Below are 13568 nucleotides of genomic sequence, written 5' to 3' on the forward strand. Positions count from 1 at the left end.
TAGGTGGTAGAGAAAATGAATGCGGAATTAATTTCTGTAGGCTCTGAATTATTATTAGGACAAATTGTTAATACGAATGCTGCTTTTTTATCCCAGGAATTAGCCGTTCTTGGTGTGAATGTGTACTATCAAACAACAGTTGGTGATAATGATAAAAGACTCACTACTACCTTAGAGCAGGCCGTATCTAGGTCTGATTTAATCATCTTAACTGGTGGTTTAGGACCGACGAAGGATGACCTTACGAAAGAAACGGTTGCAGCGCTTGTAGGAAAAAAACTAGTTCATGATGAGAAATCATTACATACGATTGAGGCTTTTTTTCAAAAACTCAATCGTCCAATGTCTGAAAATAATCGCAAACAAGCTTTAGTCATAGAAGGAAGTCAAGTCCTTTCTAATTACTACGGAATGGCACCAGGAATGGTTGTTTCAACTGGTAATGTGAAAATCGTTCTTTTGCCAGGGCCTCCACAAGAAATGAAGCCGATGTTTACGAATGAGCTGTTACCTCTCCTATCTAATATGTTAGGAGAGAAAACACCTATTACTTCAAGGGTGTTACGCTTTTTTGGGATTGGGGAATCCCAACTTGAAACCGATTTGTTGGATTTGATTGAGGCTCAAACGAATCCTACAATTGCACCTTTGGCAAATGAAGGTGAGGTTACATTGCGATTAACGGTGAAACATTCAGACACTAGTGAACAAAAGAGGCTCTTGGATGAAACGGAAAAGAAAATTACGAGTCGTGTCGGGCAATATTTATATGGATATGATGATACGTCTCTTATGGAGCAGCTCTTTTTGCATTTGCAAGAGAAAAACTGTACGATAGCTACAGCAGAAAGTTTTACAGGAGGCAAGTTTTCAGCCATGTTAACATCGATCTCCGGAGCGTCCTCTGTTTTTCAAGGGGGAATGGTTTCTTATTCGACAGATGTGAAGGAAAATGTTTTAGGTGTGTCGAATGATGTTATTAAACAACATGGTGTTGTGAGTCATTATTGTGCGGTCGAAATGGCTAAGTGTGCAAAAGAACAATTTTCTTCTGACATTGCCATTAGTTTTACAGGTGTAGCAGGACCTTCTGAGCAAGAAGGAAAAGAACCTGGCACCATTTTTATTGGAGTGGTTGGTTTGACGCCTGAACCTCTTCATTTTGATTTGAGGCTTGCAGGAAGTCGCGAGGCAATAAGAGATCGTGCAATTAAATATGGATGTTTTTATTTATTGAACGAAATGAAAAAGGTGGAATAAGAAAGAATGACTACGTATTTTAACGATTTTCAAATTTCAGAACCAATTAAACAAGCAATTAAAGATATGGCTTTGAAGAGCCATCTCCTATCCAGGAAAAAGCGATTCCAGTTATTTTAGAAGGTGGAGATGTGATAGGACAAGCGCAAACAGGAACTGGAAAAACGGCTGCGTTTGGAATTCCGGTAGTCGATAAGGTGACATCTGAGCGCTTTGTTCAAGCGTTAATTCTTACTCCTACACGAGAATTGGCCATCCAAGTATCAGGTGAGTTGCAAAAGTTATCTGTTCATAAATCCATTCGAACATTGCCTATTTACGGAGGGCAATCGATCGGACATCAAATTCGAGCTCTTAAACAAGGAGTTCAAGTGGTGATCGGTACACCTGGACGTATTCTTGATCATTTAAGAAGACAAACACTTAAGTTAGATAAGGTCCATACAATTGTTCTTGATGAGGCTGATGAAATGCTTGATATGGGTTTTGTTGATGATATTGAATCCATCCTTCGTCAAGTGAATACAGAGCGTCAAACGTTGTTGTTCTCAGCTACGATGCCACCAGCTATCAAGAAATTGTCTAGGAAGTATATGACTGCTCCTAAGACGGTAACGATCAACAAAGGAGAAGTTACCGCTCCGTTAATTAATCAAATGTACTATAAAGTGCTAGAACGTAACAAAATTGAATCACTATGTCGGATTATTGATAGTGAAGATATTGAGTTGGGCATTTTGTTCTGTCGTACAAAGAAAGGCGTTGCTGAATTAGCAGAAGCACTACAGGCTCGTGGTTACTTAGCTGACGGGTTGCACGGAGATCTTACTCAGTCGCAACGCGATGCGGTTATGAAGAAGTTTCGCGATTCATCAATCGAATTTCTAATTGCAACGGATGTAGCAGCACGAGGAATTGATGTTGACAACGTGACACATGTCATCAATTATGATATTCCTCAAGATCCAGAAAGCTATGTTCACCGTATTGGTCGAACGGGTCGAGCTGGACGTAAAGGTCTTGCACTTACGCTCGTTACACCTCGTGAAATGAAGCATTTACGTTCAATCGAACAAGAAATAAAAATGAGTATTCCTTCACAAGATGTTCCGACCATCGAAGAAGTTGTTGTAAAACAGCAAGGGTCCTGGAAGAAGTTAATATCAGATACCATTACAACGAGTGGGAAAGAGGCAGAGTTATTCGATCCACTTGTAGATGAAGTATTAGCTGAGTTTTCGGCACGCGATGTTGTTTCTGCTTTGTTAAAAATGAATTTCTCTCCTGCTTCCTCTTCAGAAGAGTCTGGTTATAGCTTTGGAGATACAGGAGCAGCAAAGGGAATGGTTCGTTTCTTCATTAATGTAGGTAGAAATGTTAATATGACACCGAAAATATTAATTGAAGCCATTTCAGATCTTGTTGGCATTCCAGGAAAGTCTGTTGGGAAAATCGATATCTTCGAAAACTTTACATTTGTCGAAGTACCAGAAGAAGCGGCTCCTTTTGTATATGAAGCTCTTCGTTATTCTAGAATTAGTGGCGCTAGAGTCAATTTAGAGCCTGCTAAACCACGCCCGAAACGTGAACCACGTCGTACACCTACACGTAGCTAAAGACGACAAATTAGGAAGGGACTGTCCCAAAGGTAAATACTTATGGGACACCCTTTCTCCCTCTTCATCCTCCATGTTATTTATTGTTAATTCCATTAAGCGAATAAATGTTCGTAAAACTATTGGCAAAAGCGAAAAAAAAATGTATGATAGATAAGAAACAAAACATAGATTCGCTTTTCCAATTTAAATACATTACTTTTTATAATAGAGGAGAGATTTAGTATGAGTGATCGTAAAGCTGCTCTTGATATGGCGTTGCGTCAAATCGAAAAACAATTTGGTAAGGGGTCGATTATGAAGCTTGGTGAACAGGCTGAGCAACGCGTATCGACTGTTTCAAGTGGCGCTCTTGCGCTTGATATTGCATTAGGAGTAGGTGGCTATCCTAAAGGACGTGTTATTGAAGTATACGGACCAGAATCATCAGGTAAGACTACGGTCTCTCTACATGCGATTGCAGAGATTCAAAGGCAAGGTGGTCAAGCAGCATTTATTGATGCCGAGCATGCACTTGACCCTGTTTATGCTCAAAAATTAGGGGTTAATATTGATGAATTGCTTCTTTCACAGCCAGATACAGGGGAACAGGCACTAGAAATTGCTGAAGCTCTTGTACGTAGTGGTGCGGTTGATATGATTGTTATTGATAGTGTCGCTGCCCTTGTTCCAAAAGCGGAAATCGAAGGTGACATGGGAGATAGTCATGTCGGTTTGCAAGCTCGTCTTATGTCTCAAGCACTTCGTAAGCTATCAGGTGCGATTAACAAATCTAAGACAATTGCGATTTTTATTAACCAAATTCGAGAAAAAGTAGGAGTTATGTTTGGAAACCCTGAAACAACACCAGGGGGACGTGCATTGAAATTCTACTCGTCGGTTCGATTAGAAGTTCGTCGTGCGGAAACATTAAAGCAAGGCAATGATATGGTCGGGAACAAAACCAAGATTAAAGTTGTCAAAAACAAAGTTGCTCCTCCATTTAAAGTGGCAGAAGTCGACATTATGTATGGAGAAGGAATTTCTCGTGAAGGTTCGATTTTGGATATTGCATCAGATCTTGATATTGTTCAAAAAAGTGGTGCTTGGTATTCCTTTAACGAAGAACGCCTTGGCCAAGGACGAGAAAATTCAAAGCAGTTTCTAAAAGAGAATCCACATATTGCGGAACAAATTGAAACATTGATTCGTGAACACCACGGGTTAAATGGAGAAATTGAAGTTGCAGCTGCGACGGATGAAGAATTTGAAGATGTTCCTCTTGATTTAAAGTAAAATAGGTATATTGAAGGGGTGTTCCAATAGTGGAACGCCTTCTTCGTTTAACAGGGAGAAAGGGCTGGAGACAGAATGAAATTTTTATATGTTACGGATACACATATACGTGGAACCACTCCAAAAAACCGGTTAGATGTCTATGCCGATACACTGAAAGCAAAGTTAGAAGAAGTGATTGCCCTTGCCAATTCAGAAAAAGTAGATGTCTTATTACATGGAGGAGATGTGTTTGACAGACCCGATTTATCTCCAAACATTGTAGGGCAATTTGCAAAAATATTTATGAAAGCCACAATGCCTATTTATGTAGTAGCTGGTAATCATGATACCTTTGGCCACAACCCTGAAACGATTTCAAGAACGATGTTAGGGTTAATGGACTCGTTTGGAGTTATGACGGTTATTGACCAACAGAATCCAATTCTATTCGAAAAAGGCGGGCAACGCGTTCAAATAACCGGACAACCTTATCATTATGATTTAGATCAACGGGATCCCAAACTAGATTATTACCCAACGAATGATTCAGATGCTGATATTCTCATCCATATCGTCCATAGCATGCTCGTGGAGAAAGCATTGCCTGAAGGAGTTCCTCATACAATCATTGATCATATTTGGGGTACTACAGCAGACATTATATTAACGGGACATTTTCACGGAGGTTTTGGAATTAAGGAGAGAAATGGTAAATTCATTTGTAATCCTGGTGCTTTGTCTCGTGTTAATAACCATTGGTCAGAAATGAGTAGAATGCCGAAAGTGATTATTGGCTCGATTACAAACGGAAAGATTTGCCTGAAAGAAGTGACTATAAAAAGTGCGCAAAAAGGTGAAGAGGTATTAGATCGGAGCTTTTTAGAGAAAGCTGTTCATCAAGAAGAAAAGTTACATAGTTTTGTTCAGCAAGTAAAAGAATCTTCTCAATTTCAAACACTCAATATGAGTGATATTATTTTAGAAATTGCCTCGTTGAAAAATGTAGAAGATAAGGTGAAGCAAGAAGCGCTCAGAAGAATGACGGTGATTGAAGAAGTATGGAAGGACGGAGAATATGAATAACATAAAGTCAGTTCGACTAGAGAATTTCCAATCACACTTAGATACATTCGTAGAGTTTACGAACGGGTTAAATGTTATCGTTGGACAGTCAGATAGTGGAAAAACAGCTATTCTTCGTGGGATTCGTTGGGTTCTTTATAATCAGCCACGAGGAACCGATTTTATTAGAGTGTCTGGTGACTTTGTTCGAGTAACGATAACGTTTGAAAATGGTACTCAAATTACTCGTGAACGTACAGGCTCAAAAAACCGCTATATCATAAGAGCTGAAGATAAAGAAGATCTTGTCTTAGAAGGGTTTGGTATTCATGTTCCTGAGGAAGTAATGAAAGCCCACGGGATGGAGCATTTACGAATTGATCATGACAATGAGCTGATGATTCACCTTTCTCAGCAATTAGACGCTCCATTTTTATTAGAACAGACAAGTTCCATGCGGGCAAAGGTACTTGGAAGAATAAGTGGGGCTCATTTTCTTGATATGGCAATTCGTGATACAACGAAGGATGTTTCCCAGCTAAATGTAAGAATGAAGCAAGAACAACAAATGATTGATCATCTAAAAGAAGATTTAGAGCCATTTGCTCATTTAGATACATTACAAACTCCTTTACAAGAAACAGCAAAGAACATACAACAAATAAAATCACTTTTAAAGCGAAAAGAACAATTAGAGATTTTAAAGACAACATGGGAAACCCTGCAAAAAGAAGAGAAAGAAACTAAGGATCGCTTTGAACGTGTAAAAGATGTAGAGCAGTGGGAAAGCAAAAGAATAAATTTGCATGAACTGATTCAACGTTATGTAATGTTTGAGCAAAAGCGCAAACAAGAAAAAGAAGTGACGAAAGCGATTTCGATCTGTGAGCATTGGATACAGAAAACAGAGGAGACAGAAGACGCTTTTTCTCGCCATGATCAATTACAAAAGAAATTAAATAATATGAAACAATTAAAGCAAAAGAAGGAACAATGGGACGAAGTTGTGCACTCTACAAAACAAGAAAGACAGAAGGTTATGAGAACAATGTTTATTGATACGGTTAACCTCCAAACAATTGAAAAGATCTCATTTCGGAAAGAAACATTGAGGAAATTACTGGTTGTAAGTGGACAAATTCAGAAGAATGAAACCCAGTCAAGGCAAATAAAGCAGATTCTACAACGCCTCCCTGTCGTTAATCACTTACTGTCAAACCAAGAAAAGATTGAAGCAACAGTAAAACAAGCCATGCAACTCCAATCCATTCGCTCCAATTTACTAGAATATCAAATGAGAATAGAAGAAGGCAAACGATTTATTGAAAAGCAAAAAAAGGAACAGGAACGAGCAGAACGTTTGTGGCAAAGCCGTTTGTTAGAAGAAGGGACTTGTCCAACATGTGGACAGTCACTGTGCAAGCATGAACAATAACGAGGAGAAGGTGAACATGTATGTCAGTTGAGAAACAATTAGCACAAATGAAACAGGCGATTGATAAAGCGCGTGATATGCGATACCGAGCAGAAGCAAAGCTGGAAGAATTAGAAAACCAAAAAAATAGATTGCTAGCTGAATTAGAAGAACTTGGAGTGAAGCCGGAAGAACTGGATCATCAGATTCAAACACTTGAAAAAGAAATTGAGGTATCACTTAAAGAGACTTGGGAGTTGATTCCTAAGGAATTGATTGAAGATGTGTAATCTCACAAGACAATTGCAATTGCTAGAAAATCGATATGAAAAGGCTCAAGAGAAATGGACAAGATTAGATGCGAAACGTGCATTGTTAGAAGAGCAATTGGCTCAAAAAATAAAAGAATTAGATTCTTATTTTGAGACAATTGATACATATGAGAAAGCAAGAGTGCTTTTACAACAATCAGCTGAGTATGCAAGAGAACAAGCTAAACAACAAATTGAAGCACTCGTAACAAATGCGCTCCAGTACGTTTTTGGGCCTCTGTTTTCTTTTCAAATTGAGTTAGAAGAGCATGGGAATAAAGCCGTTGCTGACTTTTATGTTGTTTCTGAATATGAGGGAGTGAAAGTGAAAACAAAGCCTCAAGATTCACGTGGTGGTGGTGTGGTTGATATTGTTACATTGGCGCTTAGAGTGGCATTAATTGAAACGATTCAGCCAAAAAGAGAAGGACCTTTGCTTCTAGATGAACCAGGTAAACATGTTTCAGGGGAATATGTTCTTTATTTATATGAATTTTTAAAATCATTAAGTACAATGTTTAATCGACAAATTATCATGATTACACATAATTATCATCTTGCACAATCAGGGGATTTGTCCTATGAAGTCTCTATTAAGGATGGCGTTAGTGAAGTCGCGCAAATTGACAGCACTTGACATTGATGAAAACGGGCTATAAAATTAAGTAGAATGCGGTTAAGTTCTTGTCCTATTTATTTTTTCCGCGATCAAATGTAATATGCGTTTGTTTTTTATATTAATGAAACGTATTAATTTTTTGAAACCAACAATTAGATAGCAAGAGGAGGTGAAAGGGTATGGAAATATTGATCATCTCCATTTTGCTTGTTGTCTCTGCAGGTATTGGTGCAGTTGTTGGATATCTTGTTCGAAAATCCATTGCAGAAGCGAAAATTTCCAGTGCGGAACATGCAGCGAAACAAATTGTGGAAGATGCGAAGCGTGAAGCAGAAGCGGGGAAGAAAGAAGCAGTCCTCGAGATGAAAGATGAGGCTCATAAAATTCGTACAGAAGCAGAGCGCGAAGTTCGTGAACGAAGAAATGAGATTCAAAAACAAGAGAATCGTTTGGTACAAAAAGAAGAGATTCTTGACCGGAAGAGTGAAACCTTAGATAAGAAAGAAGAGTCTTTGGATAAAAGGGAGGAATCTCTCACCAAAAAACAACGACAAATTGAAGAGATGGATAGCAAAGTGGAGGAAATCTTGAACAAGCAGCAAGCTGAGCTTGAACGTATTTCTGGATTTTCCCGCGAAGAAGCTCGTGAAACCATTCGTAGAGAAGTGGAGCAAGAAATTGCTCATGAAACAGCTCTAATTGTGAAAGAAAGAATGGCACAAGCAAAAGAAGAAGCAGACAAAAAGGCGAGAGAAGTGTTGTCATTAGCGATTCAACGTTGTTCAGCAGATCATGTAGCTGAAACGACTGTGTCTGTAGTGACTCTTCCAAACGATGAGATGAAAGGAAGAATCATCGGGAGAGAGGGCCGTAACATTCGGGCGCTAGAAACGTTAACGGGAATCGACTTAATTATTGATGATACGCCTGAAGCTGTCATTCTATCTGGTTTTGATCCAATTCGTCGTGAAATTGCTCGGACGGCTCTTGAGAAGCTTGTCCAAGATGGTCGTATCCATCCTGCACGTATTGAAGAAATGGTTGACAAATCTCGCCGTGAGGTTGATGAAGCCATTAGAGAGTACGGAGAGCAAACAACGTTTGAGATGGGAATTCACGGGTTACACCCAGATTTAATTAAAATTCTCGGTCGTTTGAAATTTAGAACGAGTTATGGACAAAATGTATTAAAGCACTCGATGGAAGTAGCTCATTTAGCTGGTTTGATGGCTTCTGAATTAGGTGAAGATGTAAAACTAGCAAAACGAGCAGGCTTGCTTCACGATATCGGAAAAGCAATTGATCATGAAGTTGAAGGAAGTCATGTCGAGATTGGGGTTGAATTAGCAACGAAGTATAAAGAACACCCAGTTGTGATTAATTCCATTGCATCTCATCATGGTGATACAGAATCAACATCGATTATTGCGACTTTAGTAGCGGCAGCAGATGCTTTATCCGCTGCTAGACCAGGAGCAAGACGTGAAACGCTTGAAACTTATATTCGACGACTTGAGAAGCTAGAGGAAATTTCAGAGTCATTCGAAGGTGTTGAAAAAACGTACGCGATCCAAGCGGGACGAGAAGTACGTATTATGGTTCGTCCAGATGTAGTTGATGATGCACTTGCACATAAGCTCGCTCGTGATATTACGAAGAGAATTGAAGAAGAACTAGATTACCCAGGGCATATACGTGTAACCGTTATTCGGGAAACACGTGCCGTTGAGTACGCGAAATAAAGTGGCGATTCTCGCCACTTTATTTGTTTTTAAGGAGAAAAATATAGCTAATACTATAAGTAAAGTACATAAAGTGAAGGAGTTATTATGAGAATTTTATTTATTGGTGATGTTGTAGGAGCACCAGGCCGTGAGATGATTAAAGAGTATACGATGAAATTAAAACAAGCATACAAACCGACAATTACCGTCATCAATGGTGAAAATGCAGCGTCTGGAAAGGGAATAACAGAGAAAATTTATAAAGGTTTTTTAGATGCAGGGGCACAGGTTGTTACCCTAGGCAATCATTCATGGGATAATCGAGAAATTTTTGAGTTTATTGATCGAGCAAAAGCGTTAGTTCGACCAGCGAATTATCCTGCTGGTGTACCTGGCAAAGGGTATACACTTGTGAAGATTAACAACATTGAAGTAGCTGTAGTAAATGTAATGGGTCGTACGTTCTTGCCAGCTATGGATTGTCCGTTTACAAAAATGGATGAGATTTTAGAAGAAATCAAAGAGCGAACTCCGTATATATTTGTTGATTTTCATGCTGAAGCAACAAGTGAGAAACAAGCGATGGGATGGTATTTAGACGGACGAGTGTCGGCTGTTGTTGGTACTCATACCCACGTTCAAACGGCAGATGAGCGTATATTGCCAAAAGGAACAGCCTATTTAACAGATGTAGGAATGACGGGGCCATATGACGGAATACTTGGTGTTGAGAAAGAGCCCGTCTTGCATAAGTTTTTAACAAACTTACCTGTGCGTTTTGAAGTGGCGCAAGGCCGCGCACAGTTAAGTGGAGTCGTGATTGATCTTGATCCAAAGACGGGTCTTGCTAAGTCTATTAAGCGAATATTAATTAATGATGATCATCCTTTTTATGCGTAAATAACAATAAATTTTCGGTTTTAGGAATAAGGATAGGTTTTCTGAAATAAGATGAAGTAGATTCACATCTTGTACGATTAGTCACACATGCTTTAGTACTATTGAACGCATGAACCAATCGTAATCATGGACAGCCCACTTTACGCATAAAGAGGAGGTACAAGAATGGAAGTCTTAAAAGTTTCAGCAAAATCTACTCCCAATTCTGTTGCTGGCGCGTTAGCCGGAGTCATTCGTGAACGGGGAGCGGCAGAAATTCAAGCAATTGGAGCAGGAGCACTTAATCAATCAATCAAAGCAATTGCGATTGCAAGGGGCTTTGTGGCCCCAAGTGGAATTGACCTTGTATGCATCCCGGCTTTTACAGATATCCAGATTGAAGGAGAAGAAAGAACAGCAATGAAGATCATTGTTGAACCTAGATAACAATGGTACTACCCCCACTTACTTTGTGTAAGTGGTTTTTTTTAGGCTAAACATTGTGTTAAAAGAAGAACCTTATGAAACAACACTTTTTCATATAGAAGAAAATCGCTCTTGCTTTTTGAAAGAAGAGAGAATAATATAAAAACGTTTAGTGGGTACATGACGTATACTTGACTATGTATAGATCTTTACTCGGAAATTTGCTAAGATAGTAATAATTTTAATAGTTTTCTGTTTTTTTAGTCTAAAAGACAAGCAAGGGGTGGGGAATTTGAGAGAACAGTTATCTTGGAAAGTTGGCGGGCAGCAAGGGGAAGGAATTGAAAGTACAGGTGAAATTTTTGCCTCAGCACTAAATCGTCAAGGATATTTTTTATTTGGCTATCGTCATTTTTCGTCTCGAATTAAAGGTGGACATACGAATAACAAAATTCGTGTTAGTACAACTCCATTGAATTCGATTTCTGATGATTTGGACATTTTGGTTGCTTTTGATCAAGAGACGATTGATGTAAACATTCATGAGTTACGTGAAGATGGGATTATTATTGCAGATGCAAAGTTTAATCCAGTTGTAACCGACGGGTTTAACGTCCCATTATATGCTGTGCCATTTACAGAAATTGCTACCGAATTAGGCACATCTCTTATGAAAAACATGGTGGCTGTAGGTGCTTCTAGTGCAATACTTGGAATATCTCCTGACTCCTACCAAGATGTCGTTGAAGACCTTTTTCTAAAAAAAGGAGCAAGTGTAGTAGAGAAAAACATGGAGGCAATTCACGCTGGTGCAGCATACTTCAGAAAAGAAGCAGGAACCAGTATTCCGGATCTACAACTAGCTCCAGCTGATGGAAAGAAACGTATGTTCATGATTGGGAATGATGCGATTGGGATGGGGGCGGTTGCAGCGGGTAGTCGATTCATGGCTGCATACCCGATTACACCAGCATCAGAAATTATGGAGTATATGATAGAGAAATTACCTGAGTTTGGTGGAACGGTCATCCAAACGGAAGATGAAATTGCAGCCTGTACGATGGCAATAGGAGCAAACTATGCGGGAGTTCGTTCCTTTACTGCTTCAGCTGGTCCAGGACTGTCATTAATGGCTGAAGCAATTGGCTTGTCTGGAATGACGGAACAGCCTTTGGTGATTATGGATACGCAACGAGGAGGTCCAAGTACAGGGCTACCAACGAAACAAGAGCAATCTGATTTAATGGCAATGATTTATAGTACACATGGCGATATACCGAAGATTGTGATCACACCTAGTACCGTAGAAGAAGCTTTTTATGATACTGTGGAAGCGTTCAACCTTGCAGAAGAGTATCAATGTCCAGTTATTTTGGTTACAGACCTTGCTTTGTCACTAGGTAAACAAACCGTTGAACCACTGGATTTTACGAAAGTAGAAATTCGTCGTGGCGCATTGCAAGTTGGACAAGAAATTGCTGAACGAGAAGAGAAAGAATATTACAAACGCTATGAATTGACAGAATCGGGAGTATCCAATCGAGTCATACCAGGAATGAAAAACGGAATTCATCACGTAACAGGAGTCGAACATGATGAAACAGGAAAGCCATCTGAAAGTCCAGTCAATCGTAAAAATCAAATGGATAAGCGGATGAGAAAAGTTGCTAATTTACCAAAGCAATTTAAAAATCCTCTTTTTGTGAATGCAAATCATGACGAAGCTGATTTACTGATCATTGGTGTTAATTCAACTCGAGGAACGATTGCTGAAGCAATGCCAAGACTTGAGAACGATGGATTAAAAGTAAACCATGCTCAAATTCGATTGTTACACCCATTCCCAACTGATGAGTTAAAACCATTAATGGAACGCGCGAGAAAAGTAGTTGTTGTAGAAAACAATGCAACAGCACAATTAGCAAATATTATTAAGATGAATGTCGGGCACACAAACATTGAAAGTGTCTTAAAATATGATGGGAATCCGTTCTTACCCGGTGAATTACATGAAATCTGTAAAGAAAAATACCAAGATAGCAAGGAGTTGGTGTAAATGGCTACATTTAAGGATTTTAGAAACAAAGTAAAGCCTAACTGGTGTCCGGGTTGTGGTGACTTCTCCGTTCAAGCAGCGATTCAACGTGCCGCAGCCAATGTTGGCCTTGAACCAGATAACCTTGCTGTCATTTCTGGAATTGGCTGTTCGGGCCGTATTTCAGGATATATCAACTCTTATGGATTCCATGGTGTTCATGGACGTGCTTTGCCTATTGCCCAAGGTGTTAAGATGGCAAACCGAGATTTAACGGTAATCGCCTCCGGTGGTGACGGAGATGGTTTTGCAATTGGAATGGGCCATACGATTCATGCCATTCGTAGAAACATAGATGTCACTTACATCGTCATGGATAATCAAATTTATGGCTTGACGAAAGGTCAGACCTCACCACGTAGTGATATGGGCTTCAAAACAAAAAGTACCCCTGGTGGTTCGATTGAATCAGCGTTAAACGTTATGGAAATGTCGTTAACAGCAGGGGCTACGTTTGTGGCACAAAGTTTCTCAAGTGATTTAAAAGAGTTAACTTCCCTAATTGAACAAGGCATTAACCATAAAGGATTTTCACTTATAAACGTTTTCAGCCCATGTGTAACATTTAATAAAGTAAACACGTACGATTGGTTTAAAGAAAATATTACAAAGCTAGCAGATGTAGAAAACTACGATCCAGCTAACCGAATGACAGCCATGCAAACATTAATGGAACACAACGGACTCGTAACGGGCTTGATCTATCAAAACACAGAACAAAAATCATACCAAGAATTAATCAACACGTACGACAAAAACCCACTAGCAAACCAAGACCTAGAAATAACCGAAGAAAAATTCAACGAACTAATGGCGGAATTTATGTAAGCAAAAAGACCAAAAGGGTGGTTTTCCCTTTTGGTCTTTTTGCGAAGCGATGAGCGGAGCCGCTGCAAAGGTTTTAA

11 protein-coding genes and 1 pseudogene are annotated in these 13568 nt (G+C 39.3%); all 12 read left to right on the top strand.

The genetic code is table 11. The features are described from left to right. Positions 1–15: 15 nt before the first annotated feature. The 12 genes and pseudogenes from JCM9140_RS01085 (at position 16) to JCM9140_RS01140 (ending at position 13491) form a co-directional block, all read left to right on the top strand. On the top strand, positions 16–1260 hold the full coding sequence (locus tag JCM9140_RS01085; protein WP_034741101.1) for a competence/damage-inducible protein A: 1245 nt from the start codon (positions 16–18) through the stop codon (positions 1258–1260). A 6-nt stretch (positions 1261–1266) separates the two neighbouring features. Next, positions 1267–2876 (top strand): annotated as a pseudogene (locus tag JCM9140_RS01090) (DEAD/DEAH box helicase). Positions 2877–3101: 225 nt separating this feature from the next. Further along, positions 3102–4151, top strand: a complete 1050-nt coding sequence (gene recA, locus JCM9140_RS01095) for a recombinase RecA (protein ID WP_034741103.1) — start codon at positions 3102–3104, stop codon at positions 4149–4151. A gap of 75 nt (positions 4152–4226) precedes the next feature. Then, entirely contained in the window at positions 4227–5216 is a 990-nt protein-coding gene (locus tag JCM9140_RS01100; RefSeq protein ID WP_034741106.1) for a metallophosphoesterase, read from the top strand. Further along, positions 5209–6630, top strand: a complete 1422-nt coding sequence (locus JCM9140_RS22210; RefSeq protein WP_052001976.1) for an AAA family ATPase — start codon at positions 5209–5211, stop codon at positions 6628–6630. Before JCM9140_RS01100 ends, JCM9140_RS22210 begins: the two co-directional genes overlap by 8 nt. A 20-nt stretch (positions 6631–6650) precedes the next feature. Next, complete coding sequence (locus JCM9140_RS01110) at positions 6651–6899, top strand: hypothetical protein (RefSeq protein WP_034741109.1); 249 nt, start codon at positions 6651–6653, stop codon at positions 6897–6899. Then, on the top strand, positions 6892–7557 hold the full coding sequence (locus JCM9140_RS01115) for an OLD family protein (RefSeq protein WP_034741111.1): 666 nt from the start codon (positions 6892–6894) through the stop codon (positions 7555–7557). The genes JCM9140_RS01110 and JCM9140_RS01115 overlap by 8 nt, the downstream gene beginning before the upstream one ends. Positions 7558–7718: 161 nt before the next feature. Next, positions 7719–9281 carry a ribonuclease Y gene (gene rny, locus JCM9140_RS01120; RefSeq protein WP_034741114.1) on the top strand — a complete coding sequence of 521 codons (1563 nt, stop codon included), beginning with the start codon at positions 7719–7721 and terminating at the stop codon, positions 9279–9281. An 87-nt stretch (positions 9282–9368) separates the two neighbouring features. Beyond that, positions 9369–10163, top strand: a complete 795-nt coding sequence (locus tag JCM9140_RS01125; protein WP_034741117.1) for a TIGR00282 family metallophosphoesterase — start codon at positions 9369–9371, stop codon at positions 10161–10163. 165 nt (positions 10164–10328) lie between these two features. Further along, positions 10329–10589 (top strand): stage V sporulation protein S, encoded by a 261-nt coding sequence (locus JCM9140_RS01130; RefSeq protein ID WP_034632153.1) that lies wholly within the window; start codon positions 10329–10331, stop codon positions 10587–10589. A 271-nt stretch (positions 10590–10860) separates the two neighbouring features. Continuing rightward, positions 10861–12624 carry a 2-oxoacid:acceptor oxidoreductase subunit alpha gene (locus JCM9140_RS01135; RefSeq protein ID WP_034741121.1) on the top strand — a complete coding sequence of 588 codons (1764 nt, stop codon included), beginning with the start codon at positions 10861–10863 and terminating at the stop codon, positions 12622–12624. After that, on the top strand, positions 12625–13491 hold the full coding sequence (locus JCM9140_RS01140; RefSeq protein ID WP_034741124.1) for a 2-oxoacid:ferredoxin oxidoreductase subunit beta: 867 nt from the start codon (positions 12625–12627) through the stop codon (positions 13489–13491). Positions 13492–13568 lie beyond the last annotated feature (77 nt).

The organism is Halalkalibacter wakoensis JCM 9140, assembly GCF_000513095.1.
Lineage (GTDB): Bacteria > Bacillota > Bacilli > Bacillales > Bacillaceae_D > Halalkalibacter > Halalkalibacter wakoensis.

Bases quoted from the DNA above. Each gene is read 5' to 3' on its own strand.
- JCM9140_RS01100 (WP_034741106.1), top strand. From the start codon at position 4,227: ATGAAATTTTTATATGTTACGGATACACATATACGTGGAACCACTCCA.
- JCM9140_RS01125 (WP_034741117.1), top strand. From the start codon at position 9,369: ATGAGAATTTTATTTATTGGTGATGTTGTAGGAGCACCAGGCCGTGAG.
- JCM9140_RS22210 (WP_052001976.1), top strand. From the start codon at position 5,209: ATGAATAACATAAAGTCAGTTCGACTAGAGAATTTCCAATCACACTTA.
- JCM9140_RS01130 (WP_034632153.1), top strand. From the start codon at position 10,329: ATGGAAGTCTTAAAAGTTTCAGCAAAATCTACTCCCAATTCTGTTGCT.
- JCM9140_RS01115 (WP_034741111.1), top strand. From the start codon at position 6,892: ATGTGTAATCTCACAAGACAATTGCAATTGCTAGAAAATCGATATGAA.
- rny (WP_034741114.1), top strand. From the start codon at position 7,719: ATGGAAATATTGATCATCTCCATTTTGCTTGTTGTCTCTGCAGGTATT.
- JCM9140_RS01110 (WP_034741109.1), top strand. From the start codon at position 6,651: ATGTCAGTTGAGAAACAATTAGCACAAATGAAACAGGCGATTGATAAA.
- JCM9140_RS01140 (WP_034741124.1), top strand. From the start codon at position 12,625: ATGGCTACATTTAAGGATTTTAGAAACAAAGTAAAGCCTAACTGGTGT.
- JCM9140_RS01085 (WP_034741101.1), top strand. From the start codon at position 16: ATGAATGCGGAATTAATTTCTGTAGGCTCTGAATTATTATTAGGACAA.
- recA (WP_034741103.1), top strand. From the start codon at position 3,102: ATGAGTGATCGTAAAGCTGCTCTTGATATGGCGTTGCGTCAAATCGAA.